The 14,589-nt window shown below is 70.9% G+C and carries 17 protein-coding genes and 1 pseudogene; 9 read left to right on the top strand and 9 right to left on the bottom strand.

What is annotated here, in order from left to right:
- The 3 genes from DCI01S_RS17630 to DCI01S_RS14410 all read left to right on the top strand — a co-directional run.
- A partial coding sequence (locus DCI01S_RS17630) for an alpha/beta hydrolase domain-containing protein (RefSeq protein ID WP_269747528.1) occupies positions 1-345 on the top strand: 345 nt, incomplete at its 5' end.
- Positions 346-504: 159 nt separating this feature from the next.
- Positions 505-747 carry a hypothetical protein gene (locus DCI01S_RS14415; RefSeq protein WP_061229870.1) on the top strand — a complete coding sequence of 81 codons (243 nt, stop codon included), beginning with the start codon at positions 505-507 and terminating at the stop codon, positions 745-747.
- Positions 744-1,220: a BLUF domain-containing protein gene (locus DCI01S_RS14410; RefSeq protein ID WP_061229869.1), complete on the top strand. Its 477-nt coding sequence runs from the start codon at positions 744-746 to the stop codon at positions 1,218-1,220. Before DCI01S_RS14415 ends, DCI01S_RS14410 begins: the two co-directional genes overlap by 4 nt.
- Positions 1,221-1,259: 39 nt before the next feature.
- Here the strand turns inward: DCI01S_RS14410 and DCI01S_RS14405 are convergent, their stop codons facing one another.
- The 7 genes and pseudogenes from DCI01S_RS14405 to DCI01S_RS14375 all read right to left on the bottom strand — a co-directional run bounded on the left by DCI01S_RS14405 (position 1,260) and on the right by DCI01S_RS14375 (position 7,696).
- On the bottom strand, positions 1,260-1,637 hold the full coding sequence (locus tag DCI01S_RS14405) for a hypothetical protein (RefSeq protein WP_061229868.1): 378 nt from the start codon (positions 1,635-1,637) through the stop codon (positions 1,260-1,262).
- 36 nt (positions 1,638-1,673) lie between these two features.
- Positions 1,674-2,372 carry a lysoplasmalogenase family protein gene (locus DCI01S_RS14400; protein WP_061229867.1) on the bottom strand — a complete coding sequence of 233 codons (699 nt, stop codon included), beginning with the start codon at positions 2,370-2,372 and terminating at the stop codon, positions 1,674-1,676.
- A 78-nt stretch (positions 2,373-2,450) separates the two neighbouring features.
- A complete protein-coding gene (locus DCI01S_RS14395) occupies positions 2,451-3,848 on the bottom strand; it encodes an MFS transporter (protein WP_153038689.1) in 1,398 nt (465 codons plus the stop codon).
- Positions 3,848-4,315, bottom strand: a complete 468-nt coding sequence (locus tag DCI01S_RS14390) for a MarR family winged helix-turn-helix transcriptional regulator (RefSeq protein WP_082767843.1) — start codon at positions 4,313-4,315, stop codon at positions 3,848-3,850. The genes DCI01S_RS14395 and DCI01S_RS14390 overlap by 1 nt, the downstream gene beginning before the upstream one ends.
- A 134-nt stretch (positions 4,316-4,449) precedes the next feature.
- Positions 4,450-5,796 carry a lipase family protein gene (locus DCI01S_RS14385; protein WP_232303195.1) on the bottom strand — a complete coding sequence of 449 codons (1,347 nt, stop codon included), beginning with the start codon at positions 5,794-5,796 and terminating at the stop codon, positions 4,450-4,452.
- 218 nt (positions 5,797-6,014) lie between these two features.
- A pseudogene (locus tag DCI01S_RS16910) lies at positions 6,015-7,234 on the bottom strand (DUF2254 domain-containing protein).
- A 36-nt stretch (positions 7,235-7,270) separates the two neighbouring features.
- Complete coding sequence (locus DCI01S_RS14375; RefSeq protein ID WP_061229864.1) at positions 7,271-7,696, bottom strand: ChaB family protein; 426 nt, start codon at positions 7,694-7,696, stop codon at positions 7,271-7,273.
- 223 nt (positions 7,697-7,919) lie between these two features.
- On the opposite strand from DCI01S_RS14375, the gene DCI01S_RS14370 reads away from it, so the two are divergent.
- The 6 genes from DCI01S_RS14370 to DCI01S_RS14345 all read left to right on the top strand — a co-directional run bounded on the left by DCI01S_RS14370 (position 7,920) and on the right by DCI01S_RS14345 (position 12,852).
- Positions 7,920-8,207: a metal-sensitive transcriptional regulator gene (locus DCI01S_RS14370; protein ID WP_061229863.1), complete on the top strand. Its 288-nt coding sequence runs from the start codon at positions 7,920-7,922 to the stop codon at positions 8,205-8,207.
- Positions 8,208-8,245: 38 nt separating this feature from the next.
- Positions 8,246-8,458: a heavy-metal-associated domain-containing protein gene (locus DCI01S_RS14365; RefSeq protein ID WP_061229862.1), complete on the top strand. Its 213-nt coding sequence runs from the start codon at positions 8,246-8,248 to the stop codon at positions 8,456-8,458.
- Between the two features lie 5 nt (positions 8,459-8,463).
- Positions 8,464-10,848: a heavy metal translocating P-type ATPase gene (locus DCI01S_RS14360; RefSeq protein WP_061229861.1), complete on the top strand. Its 2,385-nt coding sequence runs from the start codon at positions 8,464-8,466 to the stop codon at positions 10,846-10,848.
- Between the two features lie 276 nt (positions 10,849-11,124).
- A complete protein-coding gene (locus DCI01S_RS14355; RefSeq protein WP_146193789.1) occupies positions 11,125-11,436 on the top strand; it encodes a hypothetical protein in 312 nt (103 codons plus the stop codon).
- Positions 11,426-12,376 (top strand): hypothetical protein, encoded by a 951-nt coding sequence (locus DCI01S_RS14350; RefSeq protein WP_153038685.1) that lies wholly within the window; start codon positions 11,426-11,428, stop codon positions 12,374-12,376. The genes DCI01S_RS14355 and DCI01S_RS14350 overlap by 11 nt, the downstream gene beginning before the upstream one ends.
- On the top strand, positions 12,373-12,852 hold the full coding sequence (locus tag DCI01S_RS14345) for a hypothetical protein (RefSeq protein ID WP_061229858.1): 480 nt from the start codon (positions 12,373-12,375) through the stop codon (positions 12,850-12,852). The genes DCI01S_RS14350 and DCI01S_RS14345 overlap by 4 nt, the downstream gene beginning before the upstream one ends.
- A 100-nt stretch (positions 12,853-12,952) precedes the next feature.
- On the opposite strand, the gene DCI01S_RS14340 is transcribed toward DCI01S_RS14345, so the two are convergent.
- A complete protein-coding gene (locus DCI01S_RS14340) occupies positions 12,953-13,609 on the bottom strand; it encodes a prepilin peptidase (protein ID WP_061229857.1) in 657 nt (218 codons plus the stop codon).
- Between the two features lies 1 nt (position 13,610).
- On the bottom strand, positions 13,611-14,513 hold the full coding sequence (locus DCI01S_RS14335) for a type II secretion system F family protein (protein WP_061229856.1): 903 nt from the start codon (positions 14,511-14,513) through the stop codon (positions 13,611-13,613).
- Between the last annotated feature and the right edge of the window lie 76 nt (positions 14,514-14,589).

Here is a 14,589-nt window from a genome sequence, read left to right as displayed (position 1 = left end):
GGGGGAGCGCGCCCGCCGGTCGCGCCGCCGGTGGAGTACGACGACGACGAGGTGGTCCCCGGTGACCTGGGCATCGGCCGCGGTGGCGTGAGGACCCCGGCCGTGGAGGCGCCGGTCGAGAGGTTGGTCGGTGCGCCCTATCCGCACTCCGCGCCCTTCTGTATGTTGCTCGGTCGCACCGAGGTGGTTCCGGACGAGCAGTTGCGCCAGCGGTGGTCGGACCGCGACGAGTACCTGCGGGCCTACACCGAGGCCACCGACCGGCTCATCGAGGAGGGCTTCCTGCTGGCGGATGACCGCGAGGAGGTCCTCGCCGACGCCCGCCCGGAGCGCATCACCTGGTGAGAGGAGTCGGCACGGGCCGCCTGGCTGAAATCAGAGGCCTGCTCGCACGTCTGCCGGTGGCGGCGTCGGCTGGCCCCTGACACACTGGGCCGCTTGTGGTGAAAGCCGGTCCCCGAGGTCCGCGCGAAGGCCACTCGCGATGCGAATGAAGAGGCGGTAATGAGTCAGGAAAGCAACGGCGACCACGACGACGATGTCCGCTGGTCGCAGGTGGAGGATGCGTTCTTCGTCGGTAGCCACCGGGGGAATTTCGTGGGTTATATCGATCAGACGTCGGACGGCACGTTCAGGAAGTTCGACGAGATGTCGCAACCGCGAGGTGAGGCCCGCACACTGGAGAGGTCGATGACGTGCCTGAACGACCTGTACTTCGCCACTGCTCCCGCCGGGGACGACCGATGACGGCGGGCGCGGGTGTGGGAGAGACAGACCGGGCTGAGACGCTGAAGTATCTGGTGTACAGCAGTGTGGCCTCGCGGCCGATGGACCCCGCCGACCTGGAGGCGATCCTGTACACGGCGCGACGGCGCAACCGGGACGCCGGGATCACCGGATTGCTCTTGTACCGCAACGACACCTTCATCCAGTTCCTGGAGGGACCGCCCGCCGAGATCGATTCCCTGATGGAGGACATCTCCGCTGACGACAGGCACGACCGACTGCAGGTCCTGGTCGTGGAGCAGACGTCCCGGCGCAGCTTCGGTGACTGGAAGATGGGTTTCGGGATGCCCAAGGAGACCCGCCCCACGGGTGTCGACGGTGTCCGCGACAGTTTCGACGATCTGACCAGCGGCTCGAGCTACGACGAGGTCCGTCGGGCTGCCGAGGACTTCTCGATCTGGTTCAAGGTCAAGGAGCGCGCCATCTCCTACTGAATCGACCGGGGCCGGAGTCGGACCCAGCCGTGTGTCGCTTCAGCGAGTCCTGCGGGCACGTGGCGTCACCAGGAGCCACAGCCCGATGCCAGCGATGGTGAGTCCGACTGCCGCGATGGCTGACGGCCCCCACTCGATAACGCGCTCGGAATGCTCGAGGCCTGACTGCGGGCCGTCGACGAGGGTGGCGTCGCACCGGCTCGCCACGAGTCCGGCCCACTCGGTTCTGTAGTCCCAGTGCGTCAGCTGCGTGGCACCGTTCTCGAGCATCGACAGTCGGAACGTGCAGGACTCCATCGGCGAGTTGAGCAGGAACGCGGCGACGTAGAGGGCGAGGCCGACGACAACGCCCGCCAGAGCGGACGCCCGGCTGGCCGCTCGTCGGGGACGGACGAACGGGATTCTGCTGGCGGGCACGGCGCACCTGTTCGATAGCGGGGGATGTGGCAGCGGTCAACGTATCGTGTCGCTGCCTCTGCGGGGGCGAGATGACCTCTCCGGCGGGGGCGTGCGCTCCGGCGAGCGCGTCAGCAGGATGATCACCACGAACAGTGCCTGCGCTGCGACGTAGGTGGCCGTCACCAGCAGGTCGCACTGGGGCCAGTCGACGAGGTCGGGGCGGAAGGCGCCCAGGGCGATGAGCCCGTCGGACAGCACGAACAGTGCACCCCCGAACCCGCCGACCCAGCCGTGGCTCGCCGCCAGCCACGCCACCGCGAGCAGCAGCAGCCCGTAGACCACCACGGCCGGCGCGAGCACACCCGCCTCCGGCACCGTCACCGCCAGCAACGCGACCGCGACCACGACCAGCAGCAGCGTCCACGCCATGGGCGAGCGGCCCCGCTCGACGCGGGTGAACGCCACGATCCACAGCACCTGGGCCACCGCGAACCCGCCCACCATCGCGAGGAACTCCGCGTCCTCCGGCACGAGCCGGGGCAGTGAGTCGCCCACCCAGCTCGCGGCCAGTGCGCCGAGCGCCCAGGGCCAGGCTGGCCCGCGGTCGTCGCGCGGCAGCACCAGTAACACCAGCGCGAGCGCGGGCATGAGCAGGACCTGCGACCACGCGCCCGCGGTCGCAGACCCCGCCGCCAGCGCGGCCAGGTGAACCACGGTGACGATGACGATGGGGAGCCAGCTCAGCGCGCGCATGCTCCGAACGGTATCGCGGGCGAAGGCGGACGGCGGGGCGTCGGGTGGGCTCGTCGTCGTCGCCCCTCTCCCCGGGCGTTACCCCGTACGCCGGCGGGACAGCACGGCGTGGGCCACCAACGCCGCCATCACCACCGCACAACACACCACGCCCACGCCGAACGCCATGGTGATGCCCTCGTCCGTCGAGTACGTGGAGCCGGACGGGTGGGCGGCGAGGACCGCCGCCGACAGCGCCGCACCGACCGCGCCACCCGCCGTGCGCAGGACCTGATTGAAGCTCACAGCGCTGCCCAGCTGGTCCACGGCGACGCTGCGGGCGATGAGCGCCGGCATCGCCGCGTGCCCGGAACCGATGCCGGCGCCGAAGAGGAACATGCCGATCGCCAGGGTCCAGAAGTCGCTGTGCCGAAGCCACAGCAGCACAGACGCCACCGTCATCACGGCGGCGCCGACCGGCAGGAACACTGCCATGTCGAACCGCCGGGACAGGGCCCGGACGGTGCGGTTGGCGACGAGGCTGCCCACCGACAGCGGCGCCATCATGAAACCCGCCCACATCAGCGGCACCGCGAGGCCGAAACCCGTCTCACGCGGAGCCTGCGCCACCAGGCTCGCGATGGACAGGCCGATGTACATCGCGGTGCCCAGGCCGATGGCGGTGGCGTTGGCCAGCAGGACCTCCGGCCGGCGGACCACCCGCAGATTCACCAGGGGGTACAGGGTGCGAATACTGTGCACCACCCAGAAGAACAGCGAATACAGGGCAACCACCAGGACCACCAGTGAGGTGGCGGAGGTCCACCCCCACGTCTGCGACTCGGAGATCCACAGCAGCAGCGCCGCCAGGCCCGTGCCCAGGAGAAGCGCTCCGGTCGTGTCGAACGGGGTGCGGGGCGCCAGCGGATCGGGGCCCGCCGGCACGAATCGCCAGACCCCGGCCGCGGCGGTGACGACGAAGAGGGCGGCGAACGCGAATGCTGCCCGCAGGTCGAACGACGCCGCGAGGATGCCGGTGAGCGGATAGCCCAGCCCCATGCCCACCGAGACCGTGACCGACAGCGTGGAGATGGTCGGCTGGGACGCGGTGAACGTGAGATGCCGGCGGGCGAGGGCGATCGTGATGGGCACCGTGCCGTACAGCAGGCCCTGCAGGGCGCGGCCGATGAGGAAGACGGCGAAATTCGGCGCGAGCGTGGCCACGACCGACCCGACGCAGATGACGCTCAGGCTGGCGAGGAGGAGTCGCCGCGTGTGCGGGCCGTCGGCGAGGCGGCCCATGATCGGGGTGGCGACCGCGCCGACCAGCAGGTTGATGGTGAGCATCCACTGCGCCGTGCTCACCGGGACACCGAACTCCGCGGCCACCGACGGCACCAGCAGCATGCCCAACGAGCTCACGACCGAACTGGTCAGGGCGGCGTAGACGAGGGACTGGGTGAACCAGCGGGGCGCCGGCCGGCGATACGGCGCGATCACCGCTCGGTCCCGGCGCCCAGGCGGCGGAGCAGGGGGATCGCGGCGGCGAGGGTGGCGCGTTCGTCGGCATGAAGTTGGCCGGCGACGGCGTCGACAAGCCAGTCCTGGCCGGCGGCGCGCTCGGCGGTCAGCCGGTCGCGCCCGGCGTCGGTCAGTGCGAGGAGTGTGCGGCGACCGTCAGACGGGTCGGGGGTCCGCGAGACCAGGCCGAGATCCTGGAGCTCTCTCACGGCGTTCGCCACGGCCTGGTGGCTGATCCGCTCGAGACCGGCGAGGTCGGTGGCGGTCAGGGGCCCGCGCTGCTCGAGGTGGAACAGGATCCCGGTCTTGCCCATCGACAGTGTCTTGTGGGCGCTGAGCCGGCGCCACAGCGGGCGCAGTGCCTCGCGGAGGTCGGTGGCGAGCGTGACGGCGTCGGGTTCGGTGGGACCGCCCGGGGCCCGAGACGCGGTGGGGTCCGGCATGCGCCAACTCTACAACTAGATTGCGCAAGCTGCTTGCGGGGTCTCTTCGATGGCGGGCAGTGGCCAGAACGGGGACGGCGTAGGACTGCGAGGTGTGCGGGCCGGGGCGGGGGTCGGCGGAACCGAGGTCGAGGTCAGTAGGTTCCGCAGTTGCTGGGCGCCGGCAGCCCGTTGATGCGGTCGTCGAGGTAGCGCAGATTCCCGTCCAGCCCGGTGATCATGGGCGCGGCATGGCCGATCACGAGGCCGGGTGCCATCGCGGGCATCGGGTCGATGACCATGTCGACCGTGGCGCCCTGGGCGCACCAGTCGCGACCGAGCTGCTGCGACTGGTGGCCGGGGACGACATCGTCGTTCACGGGGGAGACGATCCGCACCGGGGTGGTGGGCTTCAGCCGCCCCACCCGCTGCATCTCCAGGTACTTCATGGCCACCGGGTCCTCGCGGACGATCTCCACGGCGGGTCGGCCGGTCTTGGTGTAGTTGGCGGTGCGGTGCTGGAAGAACTGGACCGCGGTCTCGCCGATGCACTGGTCGGCGGTCGAGGTCAGCATCGCCTGGCCACCGTCGGTGAGGTGGACGTCCATCCGCTCCTTCAGTTCGGGGTAGGCGTCGGAGAGGCTGTTGAGGGCGTAGCCGATCACGCCGGCGATGGCGGACCCGTCGGCCTGGTCGAGCGTGGCCAGCAGATCGGCCGGTGGCGAGCCCGCGGCGGTCCCGACCAGGTCGATCTCTGGCGCGTACTCCGGATGTAGCTCGGCCGCGGCCGCCACCGCCCCGCCACCCTGCGAGTACCCGGAGAACACTGTGCGCGGGTTCGGGCCGGTGTCCGAACCGGGGACGGACGGAGCGACGCGGGCGAGGTCGAGCACGGCGCGGGCCTGGGCCTCGCGGTGCACATACGAGTGGAGGCCGGGCGTGCCCAGTCCCTCGAAGTCGGTCACGGCCACCGCGTACCCGCGGGCCAGCAGGGCGTAGGCCTGGATGATCTCGTAGCCGAACCCGACACCGGGCGGATCCGTCTGGACGCTGGCCACGTTCTGGAAGGTCTTCGACGGCGCGCAGTGGTCCGCCTGCCCCTGCGTGCCCGGCGCGATCACGGCGAGCGGTCGCGAACCGGCGCCGGCCCAGGGGGCCCGTGGCTGCAGGTAGGTGCCGGTCACGGCGATGTGCTGGCCCCGGGAGCCGACGGAGGTGTACATGATTCGCTGCGCGTCCGTCGACATAGGGCCGGCGCCGTCGGTGAGTGCCTCCGCGCCGGGAATGTCCGGGAGGGCGCCGGCGAGCGGGAACGCCTCCGTCTTGATCAGGGCGCCGCTGCCGTTGGGGAGGTCGGCCGGCGGCTGATAGAACGCGGGCGCCGGGGCGTTGGACGACCCCTGCGCTGACGCGGCAGGGGCGACGAGGGCCCCTCCGGCGACGGTGGTGGTGATGGCGGCGGCGAATGCGGCGGCGCGCAGCGCTGTGCGTCGAGGTGTCACGGTCCCCCCGGACTCATATGGCGTAGATCACGAATAAGCGGAGCCTAGTCGGAATTCGCCCGCCGCGGTGAGGTGTCGTGGGAGGGCGGGTCGGTGAAGACCCCGGGGCAGCGTGGAACGGCGGACGGGGCCCGGCGTTCGCGCCGCGCCCGGTGGCGCTCCCACCAACGGCTGGTGTGGATCACCACGTAACCACCGGCGCGGACTCGCCTCGGCGGCTACCGGCTGTGACCTGCGGGGTCGGTCTCGTCGGAGGACAGCGCCTGCAGCCGCTCCAGATCCTTCGGGTGGATCCCCGGCTGCCGCGCCACCATCTCGAGGGTGATATGCATCTGCTTCTCGAGGGCCCCGGCGCGATCCGAGCACCCCTCCTCGTGAACGTGGGCGATGAGCATGCGAAGGACCCGCAGCAACGTCGCCACGACTTCGGGCTGGTCGAGGCAGCTCTGGCGTATCTGGTCGAAGGCGTGCTCGACGAACTCGTCGGGGTGCAGATTCCACGGTTGGAGGAGTGCCCGCCCCTGCTCGTCCCGGATCGCCAGCGGTGCCGGCGGGGAGGTGAGGACCTTGCGCATGAGAGTGCCCAACCGGAGCAGGATCTCCACGGCCGTGGTCGGGTCGTTGATCGCAGGACTCAGTGCTCGAAGGCCGATGTCGACGAGCTGCCGGATGGCGAAGTCGACGTCCTGGAGCATCGTCCGCGCGGCGGCGACGTCGATCGCTTCCGCCAGGGCGTGCTCCGTGCGCCGGGCCTGGGCCGGGTGCACGGTGAACAGGGGCTCGCCCTCGTGGATGTAGGCACCGACCCTGGTTTCCATGCGGATCGTGGTGCCCGGGTCCACGGATCTGAGCATCTGGCCGATGTCCACCTGGCTGACCCAGCCGCTGCGTCGAGCCGGGACCGCGGAGGCGTCCTCGGGTACGGATGCTCGCGGGGGTCCACTTCGTGCAGGTCGGCGGGAGTGCGAGCGACCGCCTCGACGACGGAGCGTCCCTCTACCGAGATCGCCCGCGCGAGGTTGCCCACCTGCAGTCCGCGCGCGAGGTGGTCGAGGTGGGCGATGATCCCCACCACCGTGACAACCGTGAGGACGACCGCGAGGCTCACGGAGATCCGCGGGGCGGGCGCCGTCGCCTCACCGTTGATGCTCGGCAGGATGAGCACGCAGTAGAAGAACGTGCCGACCAGCAGGCCGATGACGCCCTGACTGAGGCGGTCGCGGATGAACGAGCGCATCACCCGTGGTGAGAACTGGCCGCTGGCCAGCTGGAGGCTGACCACGATGAGGGAGAAGACCACTCCGACCGTGGTGATCATCGCCCCCGCGACGGTCGCGACCAGCCAGGTGGCGGCGTTGCTGCTCATCGCCAGTGTCAGCGGGACCTCCGCCTCATCGCCCACGAGATCGTCGACGGCGGTGGCCGCGATCGCGAGCATGACCCCGCCGAACATCGCGGGGAATCGCGGGATCTCTCACTTCTCGCGGCTCTTCCTGGTCTCCTTGTCGTTGGCCTTGCGGAGCGCGTCGACGAGCTCGTCCTTCGTCATGTCCGAGCGGCCGGGGATGTCGAGCTTCTGTGCCTGCTCGTAGAGATGGTCCTTGGTCGCGTTGGCGTCGACGCCGCCCTCGGACCTCCCGGACGGGTTCGGGCCCCCGCTCTCCGACCTCGGATCCGACGGACCCGAGGAATCCTTGGGCTCCCAGTGGTCGCCGACCTTCTCGTGCGTGTGCTTCACCGCGCCCCAGGCGGTGCGAGCCACACGGGACTCGCTGCTGTATTCCTCCTCGGCGGAGTCGTAGGCCTTGGCGAACGTGTCCTTGGCCTTCTGGTCGCTGCGCTGGAGGGTCGAGGGCAGTTCGCTCTCCTTGGCGTGGCCGTCCTTGCCGGTCTTGGGCATGTCGTCTCCTCGGTGGTCGCTCGGTCGCTCGATGTGTCGATACCCGTGCCTCCGGGTTCAGGCGGCGTGATCCGACCGGGTGGTCGTCATGGCGGCCATTCCTTTCTCGACGGGTCGACAACGGAACCGCGGTTGCTGATGACCATAGGAAGGGCTGCGGGAGAAAGACACCGGTCGGCCGCCGCCCTTGCGGCGCATACCCTAGGGGGGTACCGTATGTGCCATGGCCGAGCACGGATACACCCCCCACAAGGACGACCTCCTCAAGCGGCTTCGCCGCGTCGAGGGACAGGCCCGGGGGTTGCAGCGGATGGTCGAGGAGGACAAGTACTGCATCGACATCCTCACGCAGATCTCCGCCATGACCCGCGCCCTGCAGTCCGTCTCGTTGGGCCTGCTTGAGGAGCACCTCGGCCACTGCGTCGCCGGCGCCATCGAGCACGGCGGCCCCGAGGCCGAGGCCAAGCTCGCCGAGGCGAACGCCGCCATCGCACGCCTGGTCCGGTCCTGAGACCGCGCCCCACCCATACGCCTGAAAGAAGGAACACCATGTCCGCCACCGCCACCTACACCGTCTCCGGCATGACCTGCGGCCACTGCGTCGCGTCCGTGAAGGAGGAGGTCTCCGAGATCTCCGGCGTCACGGAGGTCGAGGTCGATCTGGAGTCCGGTCGCCTCGTCGTCGTCTCCTCCGACCCGGTCGATCCCGCGGCGGTCCGCGCCGCCGTGGACGAGGCCGGGTACACACTCACGGAGGCCTGACCGCGATGACCGCGAGCGACTCCACCCGGACCTCCGCCACCGACTCCCCGCGCGCCACCGGCGCGGCGCCCGCCACGACGTTCGTAGAGCTGCAGATCGAGGGCATGACCTGCGCGTCGTGCGCGAACCGGATCGAGCGCAAGCTCAACAAACTCGACGACGTCACCGCCGAGGTCAACTACGCCACCGAGAAGGCGCGCGTGGAGATCGCCGACGGGATCGAGCCGCAGCTCCTGCTGGACACCGTCGAGCAGGCCGGCTACCACGCGCGGCTGCCGCGCCCTCGCAACACCGAGCCCCGGACCCCGGCACCCACCGCCACGGACAGTGCCGCCGCCGACGCCGGCCGTACCGTCGGCAGCGCGCACAACCAGACCGACGATGCCGCCGGCCCCGACCGGGTCGACGACCTGCGCCGCCGCGTCATCATCTCGGCCATCCTGTCGATCCCCGTCATAGCGATGGCCATGGTCCCGGCGCTGCAGTTCACCCACTGGCAGTGGCTGAGCCTCACCCTCGCCGCGCCGGTCGTGGTGTGGGGCGCGTGGCCGTTCCACCGCGCGGCCGCGATCAATCTGCGCCATGGCGCGTTCACCATGGACACGCTCGTCTCGCTGGGCACGTCGGCGGCGTTCCTGTGGTCGTTGTACGCCCTGTTCTTCGGTCACGCCGGCATGCCCGGCATGACGCACGGGTTCGAGTTCAGCCTCTCGCCCAGCGACGGCGCGGGCGACATCTACCTCGAGGCCGCCGCGGGCGTGACCACGTTCATCCTGCTCGGCCGCTACTTCGAGGCCCGGTCCAAGCGCTCGGCCGGCGCGGCGCTCCGGTCGCTGCTCGAGCTGGGCGCCAAGGACGTCGCCGTGCTGCGCGGCGGGGTCGAGACGCGCATCCCGGTGGACGCGTTGCAGGTCGGCGAGGAGTTCGTCGTGCGGCCCGGCGAGAAGATCGCCACCGATGGTGAGATCGTCGACGGCGCCTCCGCGGTCGACACCTCCATGGTGACCGGCGAGTCCGTGCCCGCCGAGGTCGGTCCGGGCGACGCGGTGGTGGGCGGCACCGTCAACGCCAGCGGTCGCCTCATCGTGCGCGCGACCCGCGTGGGCGCCGACACCCAGCTCGCGCAGATGGCGCGGATGGTCGAGGACGCCCAGTCGGGCAAGGCCGCCGCGCAGCGCCTGGCCGACCGCATCTCGGGCGTGTTCGTGCCCATCGTGTTGGTGCTGGCCGCGGGCACGTTCGCGTACTGGATGCTCACCGGGGGCGGCGCGTCGATGGCGTTCACCGCGGCCGTGGCGGTGCTCATCATCGCCTGCCCGTGCGCGCTCGGCCTGGCCACGCCGATGGCGCTCATGGTGGGCACCGGCCGCGGCGCGCAGCTGGGCATCCTCATCAAGGGCCCCGAGGTGCTCGAGTCCACCCGCCGCGTCGACACCATCGTCCTGGACAAGACCGGCACCGTCACCACCGGTCAGCACGCGCTGGTCTCTACAGCCGTCGCGGATGGTGAGGTGCGCGCCGAGGTGCTGCGCCGCGCAGGTGCCGTGGAGGACGCGTCCGAGCATCCCATCGCCCGCGCGATCGCCGCCGGCGCGCGCGAGGAGGTCGGCGCGCTGCCGGCCGTCGAGGGCTTCCGGAACCACGAGGGCCTGGGCGTATCGGGCCGGGTGGGTGACGACGACGAGGTGGTCGTCGTCGGTCGGCCCGCGCTACTGGCCGAGCGGGGCATGCCGCTGCCGCACGAGCTCGAGGCGGCCTTCACCGAGGCCGCGCAGGCCGGCCGCACGGCGGTCGCAGCGGGCTGGGGCGGGAGGGCCCGCGGGGTCCTCGTGGTGGCCGATCAGATCAAGGACACCTCCGCCGAGGCCATCCGCCGCTTCCGGGACCTCGGTCTCACGCCGATCCTGCTCACCGGCGACAACGCCGCCGTGGCCGCCTCGGTGGCCGCCGAGGTCGGGATCGATCCCGGCCCGGAGACGGTCATCGCCGAGGTCATGCCCGCGGAGAAGGTCGAGGTGGTTCGCCGCCTGCAGTCCGAGGGCCGGGCCGTGGCGATGGTGGGCGACGGCGTCAACGACGCGGCCGCCCTCGCCACCGCCGACCTGGGTCTGGCGATCGGCACCGGCACGGACGCGGCGATCGAGGCCTCCGACATCACGCTGGTCCGCGGCGACCTGCGCTCGGCGGCCGACGCGATCCGCCTGTCGCGGCGCACGCTGGGCACCATCCGGGGCAACCTGTTCTGGGCGTTCGCCTACAACGTCGCGGCGCTGCCGCTGGCCGCTGCCGGACTGCTCAACCCGATGATCGCGGGCGCGGCGATGGCGTTCTCCTCGGTGTTCGTGGTGGCGAACAGCCTGCGCCTGCGGAGGTTCCGGGCCGCCGTCTGACCGGCTCGGCTGGGGCCCTCCCGGCCCAGCCCGTTTCCTGGCCGAGCCGCCTCCCGGCCAGCCCCTCCCGGCCCAGCCCCCTCCCGGCCGCCCCCTCCCGAATCCGCTACCCCGCGTCGGGATCCGCTACTCCCACAGGGCTAGCGAATCCCCACGCGGAGTAGCGGATTTCGTGGTTGCGGATCGGACAGCTGCAGGTCCGAGGAGCGGCCCCACTCAGCCGGATCGGGGCACTACCGTGTGCAGCGATCATCGGTTAGCGAGGAGGGCCCGCACGTGCCTGACCACATCCCGCCCGGCGCGCCTGCGGCAGGTTCGACTGACATTGTTCCCGACCTGCTCGTGACCTTCGCGAATACCGTCGAGTTCAAATCCCGGGCCATCGGCGCGTTGTCGGATCTCGACGGAGTGGCCACCGTCGATGCGTTGGTGCCCGGCGCCCAGCTGATCAACGGGTGCATCGGATTCCGTCAGACCGTGGAGCCGCTCATCCACCAGATCTCGGACGAGCTGAGCCAGCTCTATCTGGACATCCACGGCGCACTCGCCGCCTCGTGGGTGAGGGGAGCCTTCGACCGTGCGAACTGACCTCGCCGCGAGGCCGTTCCCGTACACCTGCCACGCGGTATGCAGGCCGGTGAAGCCCGTCCGTGCGTTCTTGCTGTTCTGGGTTGTTCTCGCGTTTGTGCTCCTCTACTTCGGCCCGGTGGCCACCCAACCTGCAGACGAGCGGACGGCCTACCCCGTGGCGCTCGGTGCCTTCTGGTTGTTCGGGATGGCGGTGATCCCGATCCGCGTGGGGTTCCGTGATGTGCTCCCGAACCGGGTCGTGAACTTCCGGGGTGCGACCTGGGTGCTGCCCAGAGTCGGTTCGGCGGAGCTCGTGCTCCTGATCTGCGCAGGCGCGTCGATGGCGGCGAGCGGCGTCTTCTACGGTGAGCTCATCGGGTGGCCGTCGACGGAGCTGGACGGAATCAACGACCCGACCGTGACGGGCCCGTTGCTGATCGTCGCGGGGGCGTCTTTCATCCTCCTCTGCCTGTGGCAGATGCTCCGCGGGATCAGGATGACGCCCGAGTCGATCACCTACTGGCGGGGGATCGGTCGGATCACGCTGGCGTGGGACGAACTCGGAGACGCGGAGTCAACCAACGACGTCCGCGATCACGAGGGGTACCGCAAATACCTGCGCCGGTATCAGCCCGGGGCGAAGATCGTGGTCCCGCCCGAGCGCGTGTCAGGCGTGAAGGTGCGAGTGCGATGGGAGGACTTCGACACCCCGCTGCTGTTGCTGGAGACCGACTACTTCACGGTCGAGCCCAGCGCGCTGCTCACCGCGATCCTCGCCCTCCGCGACCGACCTGAGCTGCGGCCACTGCTCGGCCCCCGCGCGTCAAAGCTCCTGTTCGTGGGTCCGCCCTGCCGCGTGCGCCGCCACATGTACCGGACGCAGCAGTGGTGGCCGGAGGGCGCGGAGCCGGACGGCATCGCGGTCGACCGCGACGGTGTGGTCAAGGAGTTCCAGTGACACCGCTCCACGACTACGTGACCGGCCTCGGCGCCACGATCCGGCCCCACCCCGCCACCGAACCGGCTCCCGGGTCGGCCGGCTTCGTCCCCAACGTGGTCGCCACGGCGAGCGTCATCGCGCCTGCCGTGCCCGCCGCCGCGCTACTCGACGCGGTGGTGGCGTGCATGGAGGGCGCCGAGGACTGGCGCGTGCGCGCCAGGTCGGTGACCGGCGCCGGAGGCCGGGACCCGAGCGGTGTGGGTGACCGGGTGAGACGCGCCGATGGCCGGGCGGGCGACGGGGACGACGACGAGGACCTCACCCTCGACCTGCTCGGCGAGTACCGGCTGGGCGGGACCGGTCTCGCACTGTCGACGCTGGCGCGGGCCCGCACGGCAGGGGGCGTGACAGTACTGCATCAGACGCACGTCACCACGCTCGCCGACCAGATCCACCACCATCGCTCCGGACTGGACGCAGCGGCTTTCGCCTGATCAGCGTGGGGGCCGACGCCGACCGGCTGTCGCTCGGCCCGGCAGGCGCTGCGGCGTGAGCGCGGGAGGTCGCCGCTGACAGCGGGGCGCGCCAGCCCGTCTATCCCGCGAGGGCCGTCGAGCGCGCTACCCAGTAGGCGGCGCCGAGCACCGCGCCGAGAATCATAGCGGGGCCGAACGCGATACCGCTCTTGGCGGTGACCCGCCGGGACGCGAGAAGCACGAGAGCGACGACGGCGTTGAGGGCGAACGCCGCGAGGGTGCCGGCGAGTACGGCGGGCCAGCCGAGCCAGCCGAGGAGCGCCCCGAGCGCGCCCGACAGCTTGACGTCACCCAACCCGAGGCCGGACGGGTTGATCAACGCCAGGACGAAGTAGAAGCCGAGCAGCGCGACAGCCGCGGCGGCGGCCCGTCCGAGGCCCGCCCAGTCGTCGGTGAGCCAGGCGGACACCGCGAGCCCGGCGAACAGGATGGGGTAGAGCGGCCCCACGATCACGTCGGGGAGGCGGAACACCGCCAGGTCGATCGCGATGAGCAGGCCGCATGCCACCGCGAGTGCGGCGAACGCCACCAACTCGGCCCAGTTCGTCGCCAGTGCCGTCGCGCCGACGCCTCCGGCCGCGGAGAGGAGAACGTGCAGTCCGCTGCGCAGCCACCGCGAGTCGGACTCGACGAGGCGGCGCATCCACCGTGTGAGCGCAGCGGCGGTACCGCCGCAGAGGAGGGCGCAGATCAGGGCGGTGACAGGGGTGGTCACGTCAGGAGAACGCCTCCATCATGTTGATCGCGGTCGGTCCGAGCAGCACGATGAACAGTACGGGCAGGATGCACACCAGGAGGGGGAAGATCACCTTCACCGGCACCTGCTGCGCCTTCTCCTCGGCCCGTTGCCGCCGCTTGAGCCGCATCTCGGACGCCTGGGTGCGGAGCACGTCGGCGACGGAGATGCCGTAGGCGTCGGCCTGGATGATCGCGCGGATGAACCGGCGCAGGTCGGGGACGTCGGCGCGCAGGGCGAGCTGCTCGTAGGCGGTGCGGCGTAACTGACCCACCTGGATCTCCTGCAGCGTGCGGATGAGTTCCTGCGCGAGCGGGCCGGTGCCGTTGCGGCCGGCGCGGGCCATGGCGGCGTCGAAGCCGAGGCCGGCCTCCACGGCGATCGTCATCTGGTCGAGGGTGTCGGCCAACTCGAGCGCGATCTCGTCATTGCGCTCCTGGCCACGACTCTGCAGGAGGAGTTCGGGCAGGAAGTAGCAGACGACCGCGGTCCCCAACGTGAGAAGGAGCAGCAGCGGCTCCGGGTTGGTCCGCAGCAGCGCCAGACCCAGTAGCACCACGATGAGCGGGACGACGATCTTGGCCACGACCAACCGCTGGATGGACCAGCCGCGGGGCCGCCCCGCGCGGATGGACAGCTTCTCGAGCCGGCGGATGGTGCCGACCGGAGTCAGGCGGCGGGCGACCTCGTACAGGCGGCTGCGGGAGTCGTCGACGTCGACGCCGGTCAGGTCGACCTGGGAGGCGAACCCGTCGTCGATGCCGCGGCGGAGGTTGGCGACAGTGCGCGCGCGGACGGTGTCGCGGCCCGAGAACACGGCGAAGGCCAGAAGAAACATGGACGCGGTCAGGACGAACACGGCCAGTGCGGCGGACAACGGCATCGCAGGGGCCTCCTTTCGCGGAGACGGGGCAAGAGGGGGGAGGGGAGGGGAGGGGCGGGGCTGCGGTGAGAGCCGC

This window comes from Dietzia cinnamea NBRC 102147 (assembly GCF_001571065.1).
Taxonomy (GTDB): Bacteria; Actinomycetota; Actinomycetes; order Mycobacteriales; family Mycobacteriaceae; genus Dietzia; species Dietzia cinnamea.
This window is presented reverse-complemented; position numbering and strand designations above follow the sequence as displayed.